The 22,586-nt window shown below is 69.3% G+C and carries 17 protein-coding genes; 15 read left to right on the top strand and 2 right to left on the bottom strand.

The window, feature by feature from the left end; translation table 11 throughout:
* Positions 1 to 137 precede the first annotated feature (137 nt).
* The 6 genes from ACFWP0_RS13665 (at position 138) to ACFWP0_RS13690 (ending at position 8,722) form a co-directional block, all read left to right on the top strand.
* Positions 138 to 851: a gluconate 2-dehydrogenase subunit 3 family protein gene (locus ACFWP0_RS13665; protein ID WP_377842728.1), complete on the top strand. Its 714-nt coding sequence runs from the start codon at positions 138 to 140 to the stop codon at positions 849 to 851.
* Positions 852 to 854: 3 nt separating this feature from the next.
* Positions 855 to 2,630, top strand: coding sequence for a GMC family oxidoreductase (locus tag ACFWP0_RS13670; protein WP_377842730.1), 1,776 nt, complete (start codon positions 855 to 857; stop codon positions 2,628 to 2,630).
* 12 nt (positions 2,631 to 2,642) lie between these two features.
* Positions 2,643 to 3,956, top strand: coding sequence for a c-type cytochrome (locus tag ACFWP0_RS13675; RefSeq protein ID WP_377842732.1), 1,314 nt, complete (start codon positions 2,643 to 2,645; stop codon positions 3,954 to 3,956).
* 272 nt (positions 3,957 to 4,228) lie between these two features.
* Entirely contained in the window at positions 4,229 to 4,777 is a 549-nt protein-coding gene (locus ACFWP0_RS13680) for an AAA family ATPase (RefSeq protein WP_377842734.1), read from the top strand.
* A gap of 34 nt (positions 4,778 to 4,811) precedes the next feature.
* Positions 4,812 to 6,455, top strand: a complete 1,644-nt coding sequence (locus tag ACFWP0_RS13685) for a VRR-NUC domain-containing protein (RefSeq protein WP_377842736.1) — start codon at positions 4,812 to 4,814, stop codon at positions 6,453 to 6,455.
* Positions 6,452 to 8,722: an ATP-dependent DNA helicase gene (locus ACFWP0_RS13690; protein WP_377842737.1), complete on the top strand. Its 2,271-nt coding sequence runs from the start codon at positions 6,452 to 6,454 to the stop codon at positions 8,720 to 8,722. Before ACFWP0_RS13685 ends, ACFWP0_RS13690 begins: the two co-directional genes overlap by 4 nt.
* 7 nt (positions 8,723 to 8,729) lie before the next feature.
* Here ACFWP0_RS13690 and ACFWP0_RS13695 read toward each other — a convergent pair whose 3' ends face one another.
* A complete protein-coding gene (locus ACFWP0_RS13695) occupies positions 8,730 to 9,092 on the bottom strand; it encodes a group III truncated hemoglobin (protein ID WP_377842795.1) in 363 nt (120 codons plus the stop codon).
* A 132-nt stretch (positions 9,093 to 9,224) separates the two neighbouring features.
* The gene (locus ACFWP0_RS13700; protein ID WP_377842739.1) at positions 9,225 to 10,754 is read right to left on the bottom strand and encodes an MFS transporter; all 1,530 of its coding nucleotides are present in this window, start codon (positions 10,752 to 10,754) and stop codon (positions 9,225 to 9,227) included.
* A gap of 93 nt (positions 10,755 to 10,847) precedes the next feature.
* Between ACFWP0_RS13700 and ACFWP0_RS13705 the strand changes: the two genes are divergently transcribed.
* The 9 genes from ACFWP0_RS13705 to ACFWP0_RS13745 all read left to right on the top strand — a co-directional run bounded on the left by ACFWP0_RS13705 (position 10,848) and on the right by ACFWP0_RS13745 (position 22,564).
* The gene (locus tag ACFWP0_RS13705) at positions 10,848 to 11,732 is read left to right on the top strand and encodes a LysR family transcriptional regulator (protein ID WP_377842741.1); all 885 of its coding nucleotides are present in this window, start codon (positions 10,848 to 10,850) and stop codon (positions 11,730 to 11,732) included.
* Between the two features lie 86 nt (positions 11,733 to 11,818).
* Positions 11,819 to 13,420, top strand: a complete 1,602-nt coding sequence (locus ACFWP0_RS13710; RefSeq protein ID WP_377842743.1) for an enterochelin esterase domain-containing protein — start codon at positions 11,819 to 11,821, stop codon at positions 13,418 to 13,420.
* Positions 13,421 to 13,554: 134 nt separating this feature from the next.
* The gene (locus tag ACFWP0_RS13715) at positions 13,555 to 15,021 is read left to right on the top strand and encodes an amidase (RefSeq protein WP_377842744.1); all 1,467 of its coding nucleotides are present in this window, start codon (positions 13,555 to 13,557) and stop codon (positions 15,019 to 15,021) included.
* Between the two features lie 196 nt (positions 15,022 to 15,217).
* Positions 15,218 to 16,837 (top strand): methyl-accepting chemotaxis protein, encoded by a 1,620-nt coding sequence (locus ACFWP0_RS13720; RefSeq protein ID WP_377842746.1) that lies wholly within the window; start codon positions 15,218 to 15,220, stop codon positions 16,835 to 16,837.
* 8 nt (positions 16,838 to 16,845) lie between these two features.
* Positions 16,846 to 17,361 (top strand): chemotaxis protein CheW, encoded by a 516-nt coding sequence (locus ACFWP0_RS13725; RefSeq protein ID WP_377842748.1) that lies wholly within the window; start codon positions 16,846 to 16,848, stop codon positions 17,359 to 17,361.
* The gene (locus tag ACFWP0_RS13730) at positions 17,358 to 18,641 is read left to right on the top strand and encodes a CheR family methyltransferase (protein WP_377842750.1); all 1,284 of its coding nucleotides are present in this window, start codon (positions 17,358 to 17,360) and stop codon (positions 18,639 to 18,641) included. Before ACFWP0_RS13725 ends, ACFWP0_RS13730 begins: the two co-directional genes overlap by 4 nt.
* A complete protein-coding gene (locus ACFWP0_RS13735) occupies positions 18,634 to 19,296 on the top strand; it encodes a chemotaxis protein CheW (protein WP_377842752.1) in 663 nt (220 codons plus the stop codon). The genes ACFWP0_RS13730 and ACFWP0_RS13735 overlap by 8 nt, the downstream gene beginning before the upstream one ends.
* Positions 19,293 to 21,557, top strand: coding sequence for a hybrid sensor histidine kinase/response regulator (locus ACFWP0_RS13740; RefSeq protein WP_377842753.1), 2,265 nt, complete (start codon positions 19,293 to 19,295; stop codon positions 21,555 to 21,557). Before ACFWP0_RS13735 ends, ACFWP0_RS13740 begins: the two co-directional genes overlap by 4 nt.
* Positions 21,554 to 22,564: a chemotaxis response regulator protein-glutamate methylesterase gene (locus ACFWP0_RS13745; RefSeq protein WP_377842755.1), complete on the top strand. Its 1,011-nt coding sequence runs from the start codon at positions 21,554 to 21,556 to the stop codon at positions 22,562 to 22,564. Before ACFWP0_RS13740 ends, ACFWP0_RS13745 begins: the two co-directional genes overlap by 4 nt.
* The last annotated feature ends 22 nt before the right edge of the window (positions 22,565 to 22,586 follow it).

Raw genomic sequence — 22,586 nt, forward strand, 5'->3', positions numbered from 1 at the left:
CTCTTACGTCCCTTTCAAGAGCAGGTTCAATTTTCTGTAAGCAAAGAGCGTGTTGTCACTAGCTCGGCAGTTCGTGTTTCCAGGTCTCATGTTCGGGTAGCGCGCTAGGACAACTTGGAATATTCACGGAGATGTCTATGACGGAAGATGCACAGCCGCGCCGCCGGTTTCTGCAGACGCTGGCCATTGTGCCTGTGTCGACGTTGGCGGTGGGCGCACTGGCCACCGGCTGCACCAACGCCGCCGACGGCAAGACCGCGCAGGCGGCCAAGCCCTACGAACCCACCTATTTCACCAAGCCCGAATGGGCCTTCATCGTTGCCGCGGTGGATCACCTGATCCCCGCCGACGAGTACGGCCCAGGCGCGATCGCGGCCGGCGTGCCCGAGTTCATCGACCGCCAGATGGAAACGCCTTTCGGCCACGGCAAGCTCTGGTACATGCAGGGCCCGTTCCATACCGACCAGGTGCCCGAACTGGGCTATCAGCTGAACCAGAATCCGCGCGAGGTCTACCGCCACGGCATCGAGGCCTGTGACGCCTGGTGCGTGAAGACGCACGGCAAGGTCTACGCGGAGCTGGACAAGGCCTTGCAGGAGCAGATCCTGAAGGACCTGCAGGCCGGCAAGGTCGAACTTGAATCCGTTCCGTCGAAGACGTTCTTCAACTTCCTGCTGTCCAACACCAAGGAAGGGTTCTTTGCCGATCCGATCTACGGCGGCAACAAGGACATGGTGGGCTGGAAGATGGTGGGCTTTCCCGGCGCGCGCGCCGACTTCATGGACTGGGTCGACCAGCCCAACGTCAAGTACCCCTATGGCCCGGTGTCGATCTCTGGGGAGAAGGGTTAAATCATGGCGATCAAGAAAGATAAAGTTGATGCGGTGCTGGTCGGGTTCGGCTGGACCGGCGCGATCCTGGGCCAGGAACTGACCGAGGCGGGCCTGCAGGTGCTGGCGCTGGAGCGCGGCGGCATGCAGGACACGCCGAAGGACGCCGAGTACCCCAAGGTGATCGACGAGCTGAAGTACTCCGTGCGCGGCTACCTCTTCCAGGACCTGTCCAAGGAAACCGTGACGATACGCCATGGCGTCGACGACGTGGCCGTGCCGTATCGCCAGAATGGCTCCTTCCTGCTGGGCACCGGCGTGGGCGGCGCGGGCTTTCACTGGAACGGCATGCACTACCGCGTGCTGCCGGAAGAGCTGGAGCTGCGCACCCGCTACGAGACCCGCTACGGCAAGAAGTTCATCCCGGAAGGCATGACCATCCAGGATTTCGGCGTGACCTACGACGAGCTGGAGCCGTACTTCAGCAAGTTCGAGTACGTCTGCGGCACGTCCGGCAAGGCCGGCAACCTGAACGGCAAGATCGTCGAAGGCGGCAATCCGCTGGAAGGCAAGCGCAGCAAGGAATTCCCGCTGCCCGCGCTGCCCAACACCTATGGCGCCCAGCTGTTCGAGAAGGCCGCGCGCGAAGTCGGCTTCAATCCGTATCCCGCACCCGCCGCCAACGCGTCCGGCCCGTACACGAACCCGTATGGCGTGCGCCTGGGCCCCTGTAATTTCTGCGGGTTCTGCGAGAACTACGGCTGCTACATGTATTCGAAGGCTTCGCCGCAGACCACCATCCTGCCGGTGCTGCTGAAGAAGCCCAACTTCGAGCTGCGCACGCATTCGCAGGTGATCAAGGTCAACCTGGATTCGACCGGCAAGAAGGCCGTCGGCGTGACCTACATCGACGCCCAGGGCCGCGAGGTCGACCAGCCCGCCGACCTGGTGATCCTGTCGGCCTACCAGATGCACAACGTGCGCCTGCTGCTGCTGTCGGGCATCGGCAAGCCGTATGACCCCAAGACCAACGAAGGCGTGGTCGGCAAGAACTACGCGTACCAGATGAACGGCGCGGTCAACGTGCTGCTGCCCAAGGGCACGCAGCTGAACCCGTTCGTGGGCACCGGCGCGGGCGGCGTGGGCATGGACGACCTGAACGGCGACCAGTTCGACCACGGCCCGCTGGGCTTCGTGGGCGGCGCCAGCATCCGCCACGTGCGCTACGGCGGCCGTCCCATCAAGCAGACGCCCACGACGCCGGGCACCCCGAGTTGGGGCACGGCTTGGAAGGCGGGCGTGCAGGACGCGTACCAGCGCTTCATGACCATCGGCATCTCCGGTTCGGTGATGTCGTACCGCGACGCCTACCTGTCGCTGGATCCGACCTACAAGGACGCCTATGGCCAGCCCCTGCTGCGCATGACGTTCGACTGGCACGACAACGAGTTCGACATGCTGGGCTACATGGGCAAGCGCATGGAGACGGTGGCCAAGGCCATGAACCCCGAGAAGCACTTCGTTGCCGTGCGCAAGAAGGGCGCGCGCTACGACACGCGCGTCTACCAGAGCACGCACAACACGGGCGGCGCCATCATGGGCTCGAACCCCAAGGAAAGCGTGGTCAACAAGTACCTGCAAAGCTGGGACGTGCCCAACGTGTTCGTGATGGGGGCCTGCGTGTTCCCGCAGAACATGGGCTACAACCCGACGGGCCTGGTCGGCGCCCTGGCCTATTGGGCCGCGCAGGCGATCCGCGACCAGTACTTGAAGAACCCCGGCCCGCTGGTCCAGGCTTAAGGAGACGGAACAATGATTAAGCAGACCATTGTTGCGGCTTTTTCGGCCCTGGTTGCCAGCGCCGCTTTTGCCGCCGACGGCACGCCGGCGGCAAGCGATGCGCAGATGATCAAGCAGGGCGAATACCTGTCGCGCGCCGGCGACTGTATCGCCTGCCATACGGCCAAGGGCGGCAAGCCCTTCGCCGGCGGCCTGGGGATCGATTCCCCGCTGGGCATGATCTACTCCACCAACATCACGCCGGACAAGGAAACGGGGATAGGCGGCTATACGTACGAGGACTTCGACCGGGCCGTGCGCCACGGCGTGGCCAAGGACGGACATTCCCTGTACCCGGCGATGCCGTACACGGCCTACGCCAAGGTCGCGCCCGAGGACGTGAAGGCCCTGTACGCCTATTTCATGCACGGCGTGCAGCCCGTGAAACAGGAAAACAAGGACACCGACATTATCTGGCCGATGTCGATGCGCTGGCCGCTGACCGTGTGGCGCTGGATGTTCGCGCCGGACGTCGCGACGGCGCCCGTCACGGCCGACCTGAGCGGCGCCGACAAGCAGGCGCTGCTGCGCGGCCAGTACTTCGTCGAGGGCCTGGGCCATTGCAGCACCTGCCATACGCCGCGCGGCGTCGCCTTGCAGGAAAAGGCGCTGACCGACGCGGACGGCTCGGCATTCCTGTCGGGCGGCGTGGTGGAAGGCTGGCTGGCCAAGAACCTGCGCGGCGACGCCGCCGACGGCCTGGGCAACTGGAGCAAGGAAGACATCACGGCCTTCCTGAAGTCCGGCCGCAACGGCCATTCGGCGGCCTTCGGCGGCATGGCCCAGGTGGTCGAGGAAAGCACGCAGCACCTGACGGACGCCGACCTGAACGCCATCGCGGTGTATCTGAAGAGCCTGCCTCCGGTGAACAAGGACGCGGCCAAGCCGCTGGCCTATGACGAATCCGTGGCGCAGGCGCTGCGCACCGGCAAGGACCAGGGCGACGGCGCGATGGCCTTCCTGAACAACTGCGCGGCATGCCATCGCAGCACCGGCAAGGGCTACGCGGAGACCTTCCCGCAGCTGGCGCTGAGCTCGACGGTGAACTCCGCCGATCCGGCCTCGCTGATCCACATCGTGCTCAAGGGCGCGCAGATGCCGGGCACGGCGACGGCCCCGACCGCCTACGCGATGCCGGGCTTCGACTGGCGCATGACCGACAAGGAGGTCGCCGACGTGGTGAGTTTCGTGCGGTCGAGCTGGGGCAACAAGGGGGCGGCGGTCAGCGCCTCGGATGTGGCCAAGGTGCGCAAGGACGTCGGCGCGGCGCCGCAGCCTGCGCGTTAAGCGGCTGCATCGGCGCGCGCTGCGCGGCGACACGCGGCGCCGGAAAGCCCAGGCTTTCCGGCGCCGTTTTTCATGCGCGGAATTGACAGGCGGCGGGCGAGGGCGCAAGCTTCGGTTCATGTCCCGACCCCTGACCCCGCTCGCTCTGATTATTACCACCATCAGGATCATGGTGGGTTAGCGCGCGTCCGGACATCGCTACACAAACCCGCCAACGAGGCGGGTTTTTTGTTGGCCCGCCTCCTGTACTTGTCGCCTCACAGGAGCTTTCCATGCCGTCCTCCCAACCTTCCACCGCCGCCACGCCGGCGCTGCACTTCCTGTGCGGCAAGATCGGCGCGGGCAAGTCCACGCTGGCCGCCCGGCTTGCCGCGCAACCCAAGACCCTGCTGCTCAGCGAAGACGGCTGGCTGGCGGCGCTGTACCCGGGCGAGATCGTGGACGTGAAGGACTATGGGCGCTGCGCCAGCCGCCTGCGCGACGCGATGGGCCGCCACGTGCCGGCGCTGGTGGCGGCGGGGCTGTCGGTGGTGCTGGATTTTCCGGCCCATACGCGGCGCAGCCGCGAATGGGTGCGCGCGGTGGCGGACGCCGCGGGATGCCCGCACACACTGCATTACCTGGACGTGCCGGACGCGGTGTGCAAGGCGCGGCTGCGCGAACGCAATGCCTCGGGCGCCCATCCCTTCACCACCAGCGAAGAGGAGTACGACGCCATCACGGCGTATTTCGTGGAGCCGGACGCGCAGGAAGGGCTGCGCATCGCCAGGCATGCCTGGGCGGGGCCGGACGCGGACGCGGCGGCCGGCGGCCTGCTATGATTACTGGATAAATACCCAGTTATCGGGCCCGCCGATGTTCCCCCCGCACCGTTACTACTATCTGCACAATTTCCAGCGCGCGCTGGCGTGGGTTTCCGACCGCTACGCCGACTTGCTGGACGCGGACGAACGCCGCTTCCTGACGGATTTCGGCGCCTTGCCGCAGGCGTCCCAGGCCCTGATGGCGCGCATGCTGATGCGGCGCGGGCCGTGGTTTCGGGCCAGCCGGCTGGTGTACGAGGAGATCGGCGGCATCGAGGCCGCCGCCGCGCCGCTGGCGGCCTTGGGCTGGCTGGACGCGCAGGCGCCGATGACGCTGGACGAACTCTTCGGCCTGCACACCAAGCCGGAGCTGTCCCGCCTGTTCGCCGAAGCGTCCGCCAGGCCCGCCGCGCGCAAGGCGGACATGCTTGAAGCCTTGCGCGCCGGCCAGCCGGCGGCGCAACCCTACGCCAGCTGGAATCCGGACGCTGGCGAAGCCGTCTGGCGCGTGACGGTCGGGGAACGCTGCGAACGCCTGCGCCTGATGTTCTTCGGCAACCTGCATCAGGACTGGTCGGAGTTCGTGCTGGCCGACCTGGGCGTGTTCCAGTACGAGCCCGTGCCGTTCGACGCGGCCTCGCGGGCGTTCCAGACGCGGGCCGATGTGGACTGCTATCTGGCGCTGCATGCCTGCCGGCAGGCGCTGGACGAAGGCGCGCAAGTGGATGCCTTGCTGCGGGCGGTGCAGGACTGCGCCAGCGGCAATGCGTGGCTGGAGAAGCGCCGCGCCAAGGTGCTGCTGCGGATCGGGCAGGCCTGCGAGCGCACGCAGGATTGGGAAGCCGCGCAGCGCGTGTACGCCTGCTGCGCTTATCCGGGCGCCCGGCACCGCCGCATCCGCGTCCACGAACGGATGCAGCGTTTCGAGGACGCGATGGCGCTGGCCTTGCAGGCGCAGGAGGCGCCGGAAAGCGAGGAAGAGAGCCAGCGCGTGGCGCGCATGATGCCGCGCCTGCGGCGCAGCCTGGGGCACGACGCGCCGGCGCGGCCAGCCGGGCCTGCCTTGCTGCGCACGGAGCTGGCGCTGCCGCGCCCGGTCCAGCCCGCGTCCGTGGAATACGTCGCGCGCGACCACCTGCATCGCGACGATGCCCCGGTGCACTACGTGGAGAACGCGCTGATCAATTCCCTGTTCGGCCTGTTGTGCTGGCCCGCCATCTTTGCGCCCTTGCCGGGCGCGTTCTTCCATCCGTTCCAGCGCGGCCCCGCCGACCTGGATGCGCCGGACTTCCATGCGCGGCGCCAGGCGCAGTTCGCGGACTGCCTGGCGCACCTGGATACGCCGGCCTACCGCGACGCCATCCTGCGGCGCTATGCCGACAAGTCCGGCGTGCAGTCTCCCTTTGTGTTCTGGGGCGCCTTGTCCGAAGCGCTGCTGGCGCAGGCGCTGGACTGCCTGCCCGCGGCGCACCTGAAGCTGTACTTTGCGCGGCTGCTGCGCGACGTCAAGGCCAACCGGTCCGGCCTGCCGGACCTGATCCGCTTCTGGCCCACCGAACGCCGCTACGAACTGATCGAGGTGAAGGGGCCGGGCGACAAGCTGCAGGACAACCAGATCCGCTGGCTGCAGTACTGCGTGGCCCACGGCATGCCGGTGCGGGTATGCCACGTCAGCTGGCTTGAGGAGGGAGCATGAGCTATGCGGTGGCGGTGCGCGCGCTGTGCGAATTCACGGCTCGGGCGGGCGACCTGGACCTGCGCTTTACGCCTGCGCCGACCGGCCTGGAGGGCATGGCGGGCCATTCGGTGGCGACAGGCCGGCGCGGGCCGGGCTACGAAACCGAAGTGCCGCTGTCGGGCAGCTTTGAGAACCTGCTGGTGCGCGGCCGCGCCGACGGCTACGACCCCGCCGCCAATCAGCTCGAAGAAGTGAAGACGTATCGCGGGCAGCTCGACAGCGTGCGCGAGAACCATCGCGTGGTGCATCGGGCGCAGGCGCGGGTGTATGGCCACCTGCTGTGCCAGTCCCGCGGGCTGGAGCGCCTGCGCGTGGCCGTGGTGTATTTCAACGTGGCCACCGAAGAAGAGACGGTGCTGGCTGAAACGCACGAGGCCGCCGACCTTGCCGCCTTCTTCCAGGAACAGTGCGGGCGCTTCCTGGCCTGGGCCAAGACCGAGCTTGCGCACCGGCAGGCGCGCGACGAGGCGCTGGACAAGCTGGCGTTTCCGCACGGCGAGTTCCGCGCCGGGCAGCGCGAGCTGGCCGTGGCCGTCTACCGCGCGGCGCGAGACGGCCGCTGCCTGATGGCGCAGGCGCCCACCGGCATCGGCAAGACGCTGGGCACGATCTTCCCGCTGCTCAAGGCCAGCCCCGGCACGGGCCTGGACAAGATCTTCTTCCTGGCGGCCAAGGGTTCGGGGCGCGGGCTGGCCGTGCAGGCGCTGGACACCGTCAACGCGCAGCCCGCCGCGCCCGGGCTGCGGGTGCTGGACCTGCAGGCCCGCGACAAGACCTGCGAGCATCCCGACCTGGCTTGCCACGGGGACTCCTGCCCGCTGGCGCGGGGGTTCTACGACCGCCTGCCGCAAGCCCGCGCGGCGGCGCTGGAGCACACCCGGCTGGACGCGCCGACGGTGCGCGCCACGGCGCGCGAGCATCAGGTGTGCCCCTACTACCTGTCGCAGGAGCTGATCCGCTGGAGCGACGTGGTGGTGGGCGACTACAACTACTACTACGACTCCACCGCGATGCTGTATGCGCTGACCCAGGCGCACCAGTGGAAGGTGGCGGTGCTGGTCGACGAGGCCCACAACCTGGTGGACCGGGCGCGCCGCATGTATACCGGCGAACTGGACCAGAACGGCTTGACGGCGGCGCGCCACGCGGCGCCCAAGGCCCTGAAGAAGCCGCTGGACGGCCTGCACCGCTCATGGAACGCGCTGAACAAGAAGCAGGCCGAGCGCTACCAGGCCTACGAGGCCGCGCCCGCCGGCGTGTTGGCGGCGGTGCAGAAGGCGGTGGCGGTCATTAACGAATACATGGGCCAGTCGCCGCTGCCGCAAGACGATCCCCTGCTGGGCTTTTACTTCGAGGCGCTGCATTTCATGCGCCTGGCCGAGCAGTTCGGCTCGCATGCGCTGTTCGACGCGACGCTGAGCGACGCGGGTGTGGCCAGCGCCAAGACGCCGCCGTCGACCTTGTGCGTGCGCAATGTGATCCCGGCGCCGTATCTGGCGGCGCGCTATGCGGCGGCGCACGCCACCGTGCTGTTCTCGGGCACGCTGAGCCCGCAGCAGTTCTATCGCGACACGCTGGGGCTGCCCAAGGATGCGCCCTGGATCGACGTGGCCGCGCCGTTCCAGGCCGAGCAACTGGCGGTGCGGGTGGTGGGCAACGTGTCCACGCGCTACCGCGACCGCGAGCGGTCGCTGGCGCCCATCGTGGACCTGATCGCGCGGCAGTACGCCGAGCGGCCCGGCAACTACCTGGGCTTTCTCAGCAGCTTTGATTACCTGCAGCGGGTGGCCGACCTGATGCGCCAGCGCCATCCGCAGGTGCCGATCTGGCTGCAGACGCCGCGCATGGACGAACCGGGCCGCGCGGCCTTCCTGGCGCGTTTCACGGAAGCGGGGCAGGGCGTGGGCTTCGCCGTGCTGGGCGGCGCGTTCTCGGAAGGGGTGGATCTGCCGGGCAAGCGGCTGATCGGCGCGTTCATCGCCACGCTGGGCCTGCCGCAGGTGAACCCGGTGAACGAGAACATGAAGCGCGCCATGGACCAGCGCTATGGCGAAGAGAACGGCTACGACTACACCTACCTGTACCCCGGCATGCAGAAGGTGGTGCAGGCGGCGGGCCGCGTCATCCGCACCGAGCAGGACGTGGGCACGGTGCACCTGATCGACGACCGCTACCGCCGCGCCAAGGTGCGCGGCCTGCTGCCGGGCTGGTGGCGGGTGGACTGAGCCTGCCCTACGCGGGCCGCAGTTCGGTCAGCGGCTGCGAGGGATCGCGGCTGAGCTGGTAGCCGTACCAGAGGCTGCGCGCCATGCGCTTGGCCATTTCCCGGGCGGCGTCGCCCAGCGCGCGGTTGGGCAGCGCATCGGCGGTTTCTCCGAACAGCACCAGCCAGCGTTCGAAGAGTTCGGCCTTCAGGTCGGGCATGGCGGCATGCTTGGGCATGGGCATGCCCGAGAAGCGCCGGGTGCCCAGCAGCACCGCGGACCAGAAATCCGACAGCGTCGCCAGGTGCTCGTCCCAATCGTGGACCATGCCGTTGAAGATGGGGCCCAGCGCCTCGTCGGCGCGGGCCTTGCCGTAGAAGGCATGCACCATGTCCTGGATTTCGGCTTCGGTGCAGAGGTCGGCGGGTGGGGTCAAGATCGTCTCCGGGCGGGGGGCAGGAGGCGATGTTAGGGCGGGTGCGGGAGCCGGCGGTTTGATCTGGCTCAAACGCGCCGGCGGAACTTACGCCGGCGCCTGTTCCTGCGCGGCGGCCTGGCGGCGCGGACGCCCCAGCAGCGCGTAGATGGCGATCGCCGTCAGCACCGCGACGCCGGCCAGCGCGTGCAGCACCTTGCGAAAGGCCGTGTCGTAGCTGCGCTGCAGCAGGTCGGCCGCGCCCGGCAGCAGGGTGGCGGCTTCGGCCAGCTGGCCCAGCGCGCCGCGGTTGGCGGCTTGCAGGATGGTCCGGCTGTCCGCCGCGCCGCCCAGGGCGGCCGTCAACTGCGTCTGGATCAGCAGGGCCAGCAGGGCGCTGACCACCGCGATGGCGACCCCGTCGGCGGAGACGCGCACCGTGTTGAAGATGCCCGTGGCCATGCCGACATTGCGCTGGTCGACGACGCTGACGGCCATCGCGTCCATCAGGCCCCACGGCACGCCGATGCCGATGCCGATCAGGCCCATGGGCAGCCACAGGCCGGTCGCGCCGGTCGCCAGCACATTGGCCAGCCATGCCAGGCCGCCGGCAACCGCCAGCAGCCCCATGGCGGACAGCAGCCCCGGATTGCACCAGCGCGTCAGCAGCGCGGCCAGAAAGGGCACGACCAGCAGCGGCGCGGCCAGGCCGATCATCAGCTGCCCGGCCTCAAGCGCGCCGTACCCGTCGATGCCGATGAAGCGGCCCGGCAGCAGGGCGATCAGCACGATGAACAGGAAGGCGGGCGAGGCGGCCAGCACCTGCACGCCGACAAAGCGCGGGTCGCGGAACAGGTGCAGGTCCAGCATGGGGCGGGCAACGCGGCGCTCCACGCGGACAAACAGGACGGCGAGCAGGACCGATGCGAGCAGGGAGCCGATCACCCAGCCATCCGTCCATCCGGCCTCGGGCGCCAGCAGCATGCCGTAGGTGTAGAGGCCGAGCGCGCCCGTGAAGCTGGCGGCGCCCGGCCAGTCCAGTCGGCCCCGCGCGGTTCCGGGCGTGCGGGGCACGCTCGCCGCCACCAGGAGGCCGCCCGCCACGCCGACAAAGCCGGTGGCGAGAAACACCCATTCCCAGCCGGCGGCCTGCACCATCCAGCCCGAGGCCAGGGGCCCGAACGACAGGCCGATGCCGAAGGTGGTGCCCAGCAGGCTGAAGGCGCGCGTGCGCGCCACGCCGTGGAACAGCGGCGCCAGCGAGGACATGGCCGCGGCGAAGGCGGCGGCCCCGCCCATGCCCTGCATCAGCCGCAGGAAGTCGATCCAGCCCGCTGTGGGCATGAGCGGGATCGGGAAGGTGGCGGCGCAGAACCAGGCCAGGCCCGCCAGCCATACGCGACGCGGCCCGTACAGGTCCGTCAGGCTGCCGGACACCATGATGACGCTGCCATAGGCCAGGATGTAGCCGTTGAGGATCCAGTTCAATTCAACCGGCGTGCCGCCCAGCGCGTGGCTGATGGATGGCAGGACGACGGCGGGGCCGGTAAAGCACAGGGGAATCAGCAGCGCGGTCAGGCTTGCCGACAGCAATTGCAGCCAGCGGCGGCCGGGGGGAGGGGAGTCGGGAATTTGCATGAGGCGAAGAATAGGCGTCCGCCGATAAAAGAAAAACAGGCTAGGATTCCGAATATTCCGGACAATTCTGTCCGCATTGAAGGAGGGCTTGCGATGGACAGCCTGAGCGGCATCAGCGTGTTCGCGCTGGTGGCGGAGACGCGCAGCTTCTCCGAAGCGGGCCGTGTGCTGGGCGTGTCGCCGTCCGCCGTCGGCAAGAGCGTGGCGCGCATGGAAGAGCGCCTGAAGGTGCGGCTGTTTCACCGCAGCACGCGGCACATCGCCTTGACGCCGGAAGGCGAGAAGTTCCTGGAGCGATGCCGGCGCATCCTCTGCGAGGTCGAGGCCGCGGAGCTGGAACTGTCCGAAGCCACGGATGCGCCGCACGGCAAGCTGCGGGTGAGCCTGCCGCGCTACAGCGGATTGTTCGAGCAGGCCATTGCGGGCTTCATGCGTCAGTATCCCGAGGTGGAGCTGGACCTGGACTTCACGGACCGCATGGTCGATGTGATCGGCGAGGGCTTCGACGCCGTGGTCCGCACCGGCGAGATGGACGATTCCGGCCTGAAGCGCCGGCGGCTGGGGCCGTTTCGCCGCATCCTGGCGGCCTCGCCCGATTACCTGCGCCGCCATGGCGTCCCCAGGCGCGCCAGCGACCTGATGCAGCACGCCTGCCTGCATTACCGCTATCCCAGCACCGGGCGGCTGGAAAAGTGGCCGCTGAAGCTGGGGCCCGGCGCGCAGGCGCCGGAGCTGCCGCTGACCCTGGTCTGCAACAGCGTGGAAATGCGCATCTTCCTGGCGCTGGGCGGGCAGGGCATCGTATGCCTGCCGGATTTCACGATCAGGAAGGAACTGGCCTCGGGCAAGCTGCAGGCGGTGATGGAGGAGCGCACGCGCGGCAATGGCACGATGTGGGCGCTATGGCCCGCCAGCCGTCATGCCTCGCCCAAGCTGCGTGTGTTCATCGATTATCTGGCGCAGCATCTGTTTGCCTGAATGCGCCACGCGCGCGGACCGGAGCCACGGGCGTTTTAGGTAATAATGATACCTATTCTTATTAAAGATGATCGTGAAGCAACGGGATGCATATGCGACAAGTGAAGGGCAGCGGGTGGCGGGAACGGGTGTCGTCGGCGGCGCTGGCGGCCGTCTTGGCAGGCATGGCGCCGGCCATCGCGGCGGCGCAGTCCGCGCAGGGCGCGGTAACGGCGCAGGCGCATGCGGACGAACGGATTTCTTTGCAGAAGGGGGAATTCGTGGCGGGCACGTGGGCCGCGGACAGCGGCGTGACGCTGGATCTGCTGGACGCCGCCGGCCGCCATGTGCGCAGGCTGAGCGACCGCGAAAAGCCCGCGGGCACGCTGATGCTGGTGGCGCCGGCCGATGGCGTCTATACGCTGCGGGCGCAGGGGCAGGGCGCGTACCAGTGGGCGGTGACCGAACGCTTGCCCCTGTCGGCGCAGCGCGCGCCCGCGCCGGCGGTCGACAGCCCGCGCCTGGCCGCGCTGGTGGCGACGCTGGCGCAGGGCGGCACGACCGGCGCGTTCTGGGAAGAGGTGGCCCGGCAGGGCGCGCCGCTGGTCGAGCGCGTGGACGCCGGGCATGACCGCGTGACGTTCCTGTGGCGCGGCGCCGAACGCAATGTGCGCCTGTTTGGCGGCCCGTCGTCGGACCATGTGCAACTGGCCCGGCTTGGCGGCTCCGACGTCTGGCACGCAAGCTTCGTCGTGCCGCGCTCGGCCAGGCTGTCGTACCGGCTGGCGCCGGACGTGCCCGAGCTGCCGGGCTCCGGCATGGCGCGGCGCCGCGCGATCCTGGCCACGGCGCAGGTCGACCCCTACAACGCCAAGGCCTATCCCGAACGGGGCATCGACGCCTTCCAGACCTATTCCGTGCTGGAGCTGGCCGATGCGCCGCCGCAGCCCTGGGTCGAGCCTCGCGCGGGCGTCCCGGCGGGCACGGTGCAGGCGCTGGATTTGCGCAGCGACATCCTGGGCAATACGCGCAAGATCCATCTTTACCGCCCGGCGGGATGGCGGCCGGACGGCCCGGCCAACCATGTGCTGGTGCTGTTCGATGCCGGCGCCTACCTGGGCCGCGTGCCCACCCCGACCATCCTCGACAACATGATCGCCGCCGGCGCCATTCCCCCGACCGCGGCCTTGCTGATCGACAATCCCACCGCGGATTCCCGTGGCCGGGAATTGCCGCCGAATCCGGACTTTGCCGACTTCCTGGCCCGGGAGCTCATGCCGTGGGCGCGCAAGCAGGGCATCGGCGCGCCGGCGGCGCGCACGGTAATCGGCGGCTCCAGTTATGGCGGACTGGCGTCGGCCTACGCCGCGCTGCGCCATCCGGAGGTCTTCGGCAACGTGCTCAGCCAGTCGGGTTCCTATTGGTGGGCGCCGCCCGGCGAAGAGGACCAGTGGCTGACGCGGCAGTTCGTCGCCGTCCGCAAATTGCCGGTGCGCTTCTTCCTGGGGGCGGGCCTGTTCGAATCGGGGCGCGGCGGCCAGCCCGGCATCCTGGAAACCAACCGGCACCTGCGCGACGTGCTTCTTGCCAAGGGCTACCTGGTGACGCACCGCGAGGTCGCGGGCGGGCACGATTACCTGAGCTGGCGCGGCACCTTGTCGGACGGGCTGCTGGAACTGATAGGCGCGCGCCGGCAGGCCAGCCGCTAGCAGGGCCGTCCCTCCATCGGGCGCGGCGCGCCCGATTTGCGTAGTATTGTCGCCATGCGCGGGCGGCCGGCCGCCGCCGCGCACGACGACAATATGCGCCCGGCTGTCCCGCGGCGCGCCACAAGGAGACATGCATGCCTACCGCCGCCCCGCTGAACGAGATCGTGGCCTTGCCCGCGCACGCGCTGTCGGACGCGATCCGCGCGCGCCGCGTGTCCTGCCGCGAGGTGATGCAGGCGTACCTGGCGCACATCGACCGGGTCAATCCCAAGCTGAACGCCATCGTCGCGCGGCGCGACAGCGACGAGCTCCTGCGCGAGGCCGGCGAACGCGACGCCCAGCTGGCGGCGGGCCGGTGGCTGGGCTGGCTGCATGGCATGCCGCAGGCGCCCAAGGACCTGACGGCGGTGCGCGGCATGGTCACCTCCATGGGTTCGCTCGTCTACAAGGACCAGGTGACGGCGCACGATTCCATCATGGTCGAGCGCATGCGCGCCGCCGGCGCCATCTTCATCGGCCGCAGCAACGTGCCCGAGTTCGGCCTGGGCTCGCATACCTATAACAAGGTCTACGGCGCCACCGGCAATCCCTACGATGCCGCCAAGACCGCCGGCGGCAGCAGCGGCGGCGCGGCCGCGGCGCTGGCCGCCCGCATGTTGCCCGTGGCGGACGGCAGCGATTTCGGCGGGTCGCTGCGCAACCCGGCGGCCTTCTGCAACGTCTACGGCATGCGCCCCTCGGCGGGCCGGGTGCCGCCCGGACCCGCGCCGGAGGTGTTCCTCAAGCAGCTTTCCTATGAGGGCCCCATGGGGCGCACCCCGCGCGACGTCGCCCTGATGCTGTCGGTGATGGCGGGCCACGACCCGCGCGCGCCCTTGTCGCTGACGGACGACCCCGCGCAGTTCGCGCAGCCGCTGGACGCCGACCTGGCCGGCAAGCGCGTGGGCTGGCTGGGCGACTGGGGCGGCTACCTGCCAATGGAGCCGGGCATCCTGGACCTGTGCGCGCAGGCCCTGGGGGACCTGGAGACCGCCGGCTGCCGCGTCGCGGACTACCAGGTGCCGTTCGCGGGCGACCGGCTCTGGCGCATCTGGCTGGCGCACCGCCATCTGATGGTGGGCGGCCAATTCCATGCCCTGGTCCAGAACCCCGAGACGCGCAAGCTCGTCAAGCCGGCGCTGATCTGGGAGGTTGAAGGGCTGGACGGCATGACGGCGCGCCAGGTCTACCAGGCCACCGAGGAGCGCAGCGCCTGGTACCAGACAGTGCTGCGCATGTTCCAGGACGTGGACTATCTGGCCGTGCCGTCCGCGCAGGTGTTCCCGTTCGACGTGGAACTGGACTGGCCCAAGGAAATCGCCGGGCGGCCCATGGACACCTACCACCGCTGGATGGAAACCGTCACGCCCTGGACGCTGGCGGGCTGCCCGGTGATCAGCGTGCCCGTGGGATTCAATGCCGCCGGCCTGCCCATGGGCATGCAGCTGGTCGGTCCGCCCCGGGGCGACCTGGCCGTGCTGCAACTGGCGCATGCGTATGAGCAGGCCCGCGACTGGGTGCAGGACCGCCCGCCCGAGGCGCTGTGGACGGCCGCTGCCTGAACCCAGCTTTCGTACGTCCTGTCACAGCAAAGCACAAGCCCTTGTAAGAGGGCTTTGCTTTTTTCCGACGAACCGGGCCATGTTTTGGGGATTTCCCGTATTTTTCATGGCTGCCGGGCTGCGCCTTTGTAATAATTGTCGGAATTTTCCGCCTCCTGGAAATTGACGAGTTGAAACAGCACAAAGGTCTCCCGGCATGAAGAATCTGACGCTCCGCCAGCGCATCCTGGCCAGCTTCCTGGTCATTCTGGCCATCATGGCGCTGATGGTGGTGGTGGACTACCGGCGGCTTCTGCACATCGAGGCGGAAGTCGACATGATCAACAACGACGCCGTGCCGGGGATCTACTACAGCACCTCGATCCGCGCCTCGTGGTTCGCCGGGTTCGTCGTGGTGCAGGACGCCTTCAATACCGGCAGCGAACAGGAGCGTCGCCTTGCGCTGGAGGCGCTGCCCAGGAACGACAAGCTGCTCGACGAGCACATCGAGTTCTACCGCCGCACCATCGGCCGGCAGGACGACCGGCGGATGTTCGACGAGTTCCAGAGCCAGCTGCAGGACTACAAGCGCATCCGCGCCGAGATCCTGGCGCCCGCCATGCTGGGCGACACGCAGCGCGCGCAGGCGCGCATCCAGGCCGACCTGCGGCCCGCGTTCTACAAGGGCCGGGACACCCTGGCCAAAATGGTTGCCGAGAACAAGCAGCTGGCCGACGATTCCGCGGTCAGCATCCAGCGGGCCGTGAACACGGCCGAAGTCGGCATGCTGGTGTCGCTGGCCCTGGCGATTGCCGCCGCCATCGTCTGCGGCATTTTGCTGATGCGCGCCATCGCCAACCCCATGCGCGTCATCGTGACGACGCTGGAATCCACGGGGGGCGGCGACCTGACCCGGCGGCTGACGCTGGCGCGCAAGGACGAATTCAACGCCATCGAAACGGGCTTTAACGGCATGCTGGACGAGCTGACCGGCCTGGTCGGCAAGACGCAGCGTTCGGCCGTGCAGGTGGCGACCTCGGTGACCGAGATCGCCGCCACGTCCAAGCAGCAGCAGGCGACCGCCTCCGAAGTGGCGGCCACCACGACGGAGATCGGCGCGACCTCGCGCGAAATCTCCGCCACCTCGCGCGAGCTGGTCCGCACCATGACGGAAGTCTCCGGCGCCGCCGAGCAGACCGCCTTGCTGGCGGGTAGCGGGCAGGTGGGCCTGGCGCGCATGGAAGACACGATGCGCAACGTGGTGGGGGCGGCCGGCACGGTCAACGCCAAGCTGGCCATCCTGAACGAGAAAGCGGGCAATATCACGCAAGTCGTCACCACGATCACAAAGGTGGCCGACCAGACCAACCTGCTGTCGCTGAACGCCGCCATCGAGGCCGAGAAGGCCGGCGAGTACGGCCGCGGCTTCGTAGTGGTGGCCACCGAGATCCGCCGCCTGGCCGACCAGACGGCGGTGGCCACCTACGACATCGAGCAGATGGTGCGCGAGATCCAGTCGTCCGTCTCCGCCGGCGTGATGGGCATGGACAAGTTCTCCGAGGAAGTGCGGCGCGGCATGGCCGACATGCAGCAGGTGGGCGACCAGCTGTCGCAGATCATCCAGCAGGTGCAGACGCTGGCGCCGCGCGTGCACATGGTCAACGAAGGCATGCAGGCGCAAGCGACCGGCGCCGAGCAGATCAACCAGGCCCTGCAGCAGCTGAGCGACGCCGCCCAGCAGACCGTGGAGTCCCTGCGCCAATCCAGCCTGGCCATCGAAGAGCTGACGCTGGTGGCCAATGACCTGCGCAGCGGCGTTTCGCGCTTCAAGGTGTGAACGCCGTCATGGCAGAACCCGCTTGCGACGCGCCGGCGTCCGCCGCCCGACGGCTCTACCTGCTCTTTCGCATCGGCGGGGACCGCTATGCGCTGGACGCCGGGGACATCGTCGAGGTGCTGGGCCTGCGCGTGTTCAAGCAGGTGCCGGGCGCGCCGCACTGGGTGGCGGGCATGCTGGACCGGCGCGGCGCGGCCGTGCCCGTCATCGACATGAGCGCGCTGGCCGGCGCCGGCGCCGCCGCGGCCGTGACCAGCACGCGGCTGGCGGTGGTGCGCTACCGGGCCGATCCGCGGGCCGGCGAACGCGCGTTGGGCCTGATCCTGGAGCAGGCGACCGAAACCGTCCACTACGATCCCGCCGCGTTCCAGTCCGGCGGGCTGGACAATCCCGACGCCCGCTATCTCGGCCCGGTGCTGAGCGATGCGGGCGGCATGGTGCAGGCCGTCAGGGTCGGCGACCTGCTGCCGCGCGAGGCGCGGGCGCTGCTGTTTCCGGCGGCCGCGGACGAGGCGCGCCCATGAGCCGCATCGACGAATTCAGCGGCCTGCTCAAGCGCAGGATGGGGCTGGACAGCGGCTCCATTGGCCAGGCCGCCGTGGAGCGCGCCGTGCGCCACCGCATGAACGCCGCCGGCGTGGGCGACGAAGAAGACTACCTGATGCGGGTGCAGGCCTCGCCCGAGGAAATGCAGCAGCTGATCGAAGCGGTGATCGTGCCGGAGACCTGGTTCTTCCGGTATCCGGAATCGCAGGCCGCCATGGCCGCGCTGGCGCGCGAACGGCTGTTCGCCGCCGGCTGCGCGGAGCGCGTGCTGCGGGTGCTGAGCGTGCCCTGTTCCAGCGGCGAAGAACCCTATTCCATCGCCATGGCGCTGCTGGACGCCGGCGTGCCGGCGCATCGCTTCCAGGTGGACGCCGTGGACATCAGCGAACGGATGATCGCGTTTGCCCGGCGCGCCGTGTATGGCCGCAATTCCTTTCGCGGAGACGACCTGGCGTTTCGCGACCGCCACTTTTCGGAAACGCCCGATGGCCATCAATTGGCTGCGCTGGCGACCGGGCGCGTCCGCCTGCAGCCGGGCAATCTCTTCGATCCCCATCTGCTGGCGGGCGCCGCGCCCTACGACTTCGTGTTCTGCCGCAACCTGCTCATCTACTTCGACGCGGCCACGCAGGAACGCGCGGTGCAGGTCCTGCGGCGCTTTACCCGCGAGGACGGGGCGATCTTTGTCGGCCCGGCCGAGACCAGCCTCTTGACCGGACGGCGCCTGCCGCCGGTGCCCATCGCGCGCGCGTTCGCATTCCGGTCCCAACCCATGCCCGCGCCCGCCGGCGCGCCCGCGCCGCGGCTGGCTCCCCAGCCCATCGTGCATGGCTGGACGCCGTCGCGGCGGCCGGCCCCGCAGGCGCCGGCGGCTCGCCTGCCGCTGCCGCACGCCGCGATCGCCGATCCACCGGCCATGCGCGACGCCCAGGCGCCGGCGCAGGCGGCCGAGGCGTCCTTGCGCCATGTCGCCGCCCTGGCGGACCTGGGCAGGGTGCAGGACGCGCTGGCGCAGTGCCGCGCGCACATCGGCATCCACGGCGCCAGCGCCGGGGCCATGTATCTGCAAGGCCTGCTGCTGGATGCGGCGGGCGAGGCGCGGCAGGCGCAGGCCGCCTACCGCAAGGCGCTGTATCTGGACCCGGCGCATCGCGAGGCCCTGCTGCACCTGGCCGCGCTGGTCGCGTCCGACGGCGACCATGAAGGCGCCCGCCGCCTGCAAGCGCGCGCGGCGCGACAGGAGGCGCGACGTGAGTGAGTCCATCGCGACGCTGTCCGGCGTGGACGACTGCTGGAACCGCATCGGCATCCGGGGCGACAAGAGCTGCGTGCAGTTGCCGGGGCATGTGCATTGCCGCAACTGCCCCGTGTACGCGGCGGCGGCCAAGCGCATCCTGGACCGGCTGCCTCCGCAAACCGAAGCGCGCGACGACGGGGTGGCGGCGCATCAGGCCGCCAACCTGTCTTCGCTGCTGGTGTTCCGGGTGCACCGCGAATGGCTGGGCCTTCCCACCCGGGGGCTGGACGAAGTGGCCGGGGCCCGCGGCATCATGGCCTTGCCGCATCGCCGCGACCCGGCGGTGCTGGGCGTGACCAATGTGCGGGGCACGCTGACCGTGTGCGTGTCGCTGTCCCGCCTGCTGGGCCTGGACGCCGCCGCGCCGGACCTGCGCGAGCGGCCCGCGGCGGCGCGCATGCTGATATTCGGCGGCGCGGGACGCGCGGTGGTGCTGCCCGTGGACGAGGTGGAAGGCATGCACGCCGTTGACCTGGACGCGCTGGAGCCGCTGCCGGCCACGGTGGAGGGCGCAAGCCTGAAGTATTCGCGCGGCGTGGCGCGCTGCGGCGACCGCAGCGTGGGCGTCCTGGACGAGACCCTGTTGATGCAAGCCTTGGAACGGAGCCTGGCGTGAACCCGGATCAGATGCGCGATGCCTCGCTGCTGGAGTTGTTCCAGCTTGAGACCCGCACCCAGGTGCAGGTGCTGAACCACGGCCTGCTGGCGCTGGAGCATGACCCCGCCTCGGCGGCGCAACTCGAGGCCTGCATGCGGGCCGCCCATTCGCTCAAGGGCGCCGCCCGCATCGTCGACCTGCATCCCGCCGTGCGCATCGCGCACGCCATGGAGGACTGCCTGGTGGCGGCGCAGGAAGGGCGTGTGCTTCTGCAGGCCGCCGATATCGACGCCTTGCTGATGGGCGCCGACCTGCTGCAGCGCGTGGCCACGCCCGGCGTGGAACTGGGCGGGGAGATCGACGAACTGGTGGCGCGCCTGAGCGGCGCGCCGGATGCGCCGCCGGCGCCCCGGCCGCGCGCGCCCCGGCCCGCGGATTTCCTGCCCCCCAGCCTGCGGCGGGAGGACGATCCGCCCGCGCCGGCTTCCGCGCCGCCGCTGCGGCGCAGTTCCGACCAGGGGCTGGGCGAAGGCGAACGCGTGCTGCGCGTCACCGCCGACACGCTGAACAAATTGCTGGGCCTGTCCAGCGAAACGCTGGTGGAGTCGCATTGGATCGGGCCTTTCAGCGCCTCGATGCTGCGCCTGCGGCGCATGCAGGCGGGCGCCGCGCAGGCGCTGGACGGGGTGCGCGCCGCGCTGGCGGGGCAGCAGGTGGATGCGCGCGCCCAGGCATTGCTGGACGACGCGCAGCGCATCGTCCAGCAATGCCAGCAGGAGCTGACGCAGCGCGCGGGCGAAGTCGATGAGTTCGGCTGGCGCATGAGCCATCTGGCGCAGCGCCTCTACGACACCGCGCTGGCCTGCCGGATGCGGCCGTTCGGCGACGGGCTGGGCGGCATGGCCCGCATGGTCCGCGACCTGGGCCGCTCGCTTGGCAAGCAGGTGCGGCTGGAGATCGAGGGCGAGAACACGCAGGTGGACCGCGACATCCTGGAGAAGCTGGATGCCTCGCTCATGCACCTGCTGCGCAATGCCGTGGACCACGGTATCGAGATGCCGCAGGACCGCATCGACGCGGGCAAGCCGCCCGAAGGCCTGATCAGGCTGTCGGCGCGCCACGCGGCGGGCATGCTGCTGATCGAGCTGGCCGACGACGGCCGCGGCATATCGCTGGACCGGCTGCGTAACGAGGTCGTCGAGCGCGGGCTCACGAATGCCGAGACCGCCGCCCGCCTGAGCGAGGCCGAGCTGCTGGAATTCCTGTTCCTGTCGGGCTTCAGCACGCGCGGCGTGGTCACCGAGATCTCGGGACGCGGCGTGGGGCTGGACGTGGTGCAGAACGTGGCGCGGCAGCTGCGCGGCGCCGTGCGGATCCACCAGCAGACCGGCCAGGGCACGCGCTTTGTGCTGGAAATGCCCTTGTCCCTGTCGGTGGTGCGCAGCCTGCTGGTCGAGGTGCAGGGCCAGATCTACGCGTTTCCGCTGGCCTACGTCAACCATGCGCTGCAGCTGCGGGCGCAAGACATCGAACAGCTTGAAGGCCATCAGCATTTCCGCTTCATGGGCCGGCAGGTCGGCCTGGTGTCGGCGCGGCAGATCCTGCGCGCGGGCGAACCCGCGCCGGCGGCCGACGCGCTGCCGGTGGTGGTGGTGGGCGACCACGACCGGCTCTACGGCATCGCCGTGGACCGTTACGTGGGCGAGCGCACGCTGGTCGTGCAGCCGCTGGACCCGCGCCTGGGCAAAGTGCAGGACGTGATGGCGGGCGCGCTGATGGACGACGGCACGCCGCTCCTGATCCTTGATGTGGAGGACATGCTGCTGTCCGTGCAGAAGCTCATCGAAGGCGGGCGCCTGACGCGGGTGGACGGGGGCGCGGCGGCCGCGCAGGCGCGGCGCCCCAAGCGCGTGCTGGTCGTGGACGATTCATTGACGGTGCGCGAGCTGGAGCGCAAGCTGCTGCTGAACCGCGGCTTCGAGGTGGCGGTGGCGGTGGACGGCATGGACGGCTGGAACATGCTGCGCAACGAGGCCTTCGACCTGGTCGTGACCGACGTCGACATGCCCCGCATGGACGGCATCGAGCTGGTGTCGCGCATCAAGGCGGACCCCCGCCTGCAGAGCCTGCCGGTGATGGTGGTGTCGTACAAGGACAGGGAAGAGGACAGGCGGCGCGGGCTGGATGCCGGCGCCGACTACTATCTGGCCAAGGGCAGCTTTCACGACGATGCGCTGCTCGATGCCGTGGAAGACCTTATCGGACGGGCGCGGACGTGAGAATCGGGATCGTCAACGATCTGCCCATGGCGGTAGAGACCCTGCGGCGCGCGATCGCGCTGGAGCCGGGCCTGGAAGTGGCGTGGGTGGCGTCCAACGGCCAGGAGGCCGTGGAGCAATGCGCGCGCGACCGGCCCGATGTGGTGCTGATGGACCTGATCATGCCGGTCATGGACGGCGTCGAGGCCACGCGCCGCATCATGGCCGAAACGCCTTGCGCCATCGTTGTGGTGACGGCGGACGTGGCGCGCCATACCCCGCGGGTCTTCGACGCCATGGGCCATGGCGCGCTGGACGCCGTCGATACGCCCGTGGTCGGCGGCGCGGACATGCGCAGCGCGGCGGCGCCGCTGCTGCGCAAGATCCGCAACATCGGCTGGCTGATCGGCCGCTACGGCAGCCGCCCGGCCCTGAGCCCCCTGGCCAAGCCCGAGCAGCGCCCGGACGCCCAGCGCCTCCTGGTCATCGGGGCCTCGGCCGGCGGGCCGGCGACGCTGGCCCAGCTGCTGCGCGACCTCCCGATGGATTTTCCGGCGGGCATCGTGCTGGTGCAGCATGTGGACGCGTCGTTCGCGGCGGGCATGGCGGACTGGCTCAACGACCAGGTGTCGTTGCCCGTGAGGCTGGTGCGCGCGGGCGAGCGGCCCCGGCCCGGGCAGGTCCTCCTGGCGGGGACCGACGATCATCTCCAGCTGCTGGCCGATGGTACGCTGCGTTACACCGAGGACCCGAAGGAAAGCCTGTACCGGCCTTCCATTGATGTATTTTTTCATAGCGTGGCGCAGCACTGGCGCGGCCTGGCGGTCGGCGTGCTGCTCACCGGCATGGGGCAGGACGGCGCGCGCGGCCTGAAGGCGCTGCGCGAACGCGGATGCCTCACCATTGCGCAGGACCAGGCCACCAGCGCCGTCTACGGCATGCCCAAGGCGGCCGCGGCCATGCAGGCCGCCGTGGAAATCCGGCCACTCGAACAAATCGCGGCCCGCGTGATCCAGGCGTTTGCCTGAGCCGCGGGACACCGTTGGAAAT

The organism is Achromobacter sp. NPDC058515 (assembly GCF_042721735.1).
Lineage (GTDB): Bacteria > Pseudomonadota > Gammaproteobacteria > Burkholderiales > Burkholderiaceae_B > Achromobacter.

What these genes read in the sequence shown, in the direction of transcription:
- ACFWP0_RS13665 (WP_377842728.1), top strand. Translation starts at nt 138, where the DNA reads ATGACGGAAGATGCACAGCCGCGCCGCCGGTTTCTGCAGACGCTGGCC.
- ACFWP0_RS13670 (WP_377842730.1), top strand. Translation starts at nt 855, where the DNA reads ATGGCGATCAAGAAAGATAAAGTTGATGCGGTGCTGGTCGGGTTCGGC.
- ACFWP0_RS13675 (WP_377842732.1), top strand. Translation starts at nt 2,643, where the DNA reads ATGATTAAGCAGACCATTGTTGCGGCTTTTTCGGCCCTGGTTGCCAGC.
- ACFWP0_RS13680 (WP_377842734.1), top strand. Translation starts at nt 4,229, where the DNA reads ATGCCGTCCTCCCAACCTTCCACCGCCGCCACGCCGGCGCTGCACTTC.
- ACFWP0_RS13685 (WP_377842736.1), top strand. Translation starts at nt 4,812, where the DNA reads ATGTTCCCCCCGCACCGTTACTACTATCTGCACAATTTCCAGCGCGCG.
- ACFWP0_RS13690 (WP_377842737.1), top strand. Translation starts at nt 6,452, where the DNA reads ATGAGCTATGCGGTGGCGGTGCGCGCGCTGTGCGAATTCACGGCTCGG.
- ACFWP0_RS13695 (WP_377842795.1), bottom strand. Translation starts at nt 9,092, where the DNA reads ATGGTGCATGCCTTCTACGGCAAGGCCCGCGCCGACGAGGCGCTGGGC.
- ACFWP0_RS13700 (WP_377842739.1), bottom strand. Translation starts at nt 10,754, where the DNA reads ATGCAAATTCCCGACTCCCCTCCCCCCGGCCGCCGCTGGCTGCAATTG.
- ACFWP0_RS13705 (WP_377842741.1), top strand. Translation starts at nt 10,848, where the DNA reads ATGGACAGCCTGAGCGGCATCAGCGTGTTCGCGCTGGTGGCGGAGACG.
- ACFWP0_RS13710 (WP_377842743.1), top strand. Translation starts at nt 11,819, where the DNA reads ATGCATATGCGACAAGTGAAGGGCAGCGGGTGGCGGGAACGGGTGTCG.
- ACFWP0_RS13715 (WP_377842744.1), top strand. Translation starts at nt 13,555, where the DNA reads ATGCCTACCGCCGCCCCGCTGAACGAGATCGTGGCCTTGCCCGCGCAC.
- ACFWP0_RS13720 (WP_377842746.1), top strand. Translation starts at nt 15,218, where the DNA reads ATGAAGAATCTGACGCTCCGCCAGCGCATCCTGGCCAGCTTCCTGGTC.
- ACFWP0_RS13725 (WP_377842748.1), top strand. Translation starts at nt 16,846, where the DNA reads ATGGCAGAACCCGCTTGCGACGCGCCGGCGTCCGCCGCCCGACGGCTC.
- ACFWP0_RS13730 (WP_377842750.1), top strand. Translation starts at nt 17,358, where the DNA reads ATGAGCCGCATCGACGAATTCAGCGGCCTGCTCAAGCGCAGGATGGGG.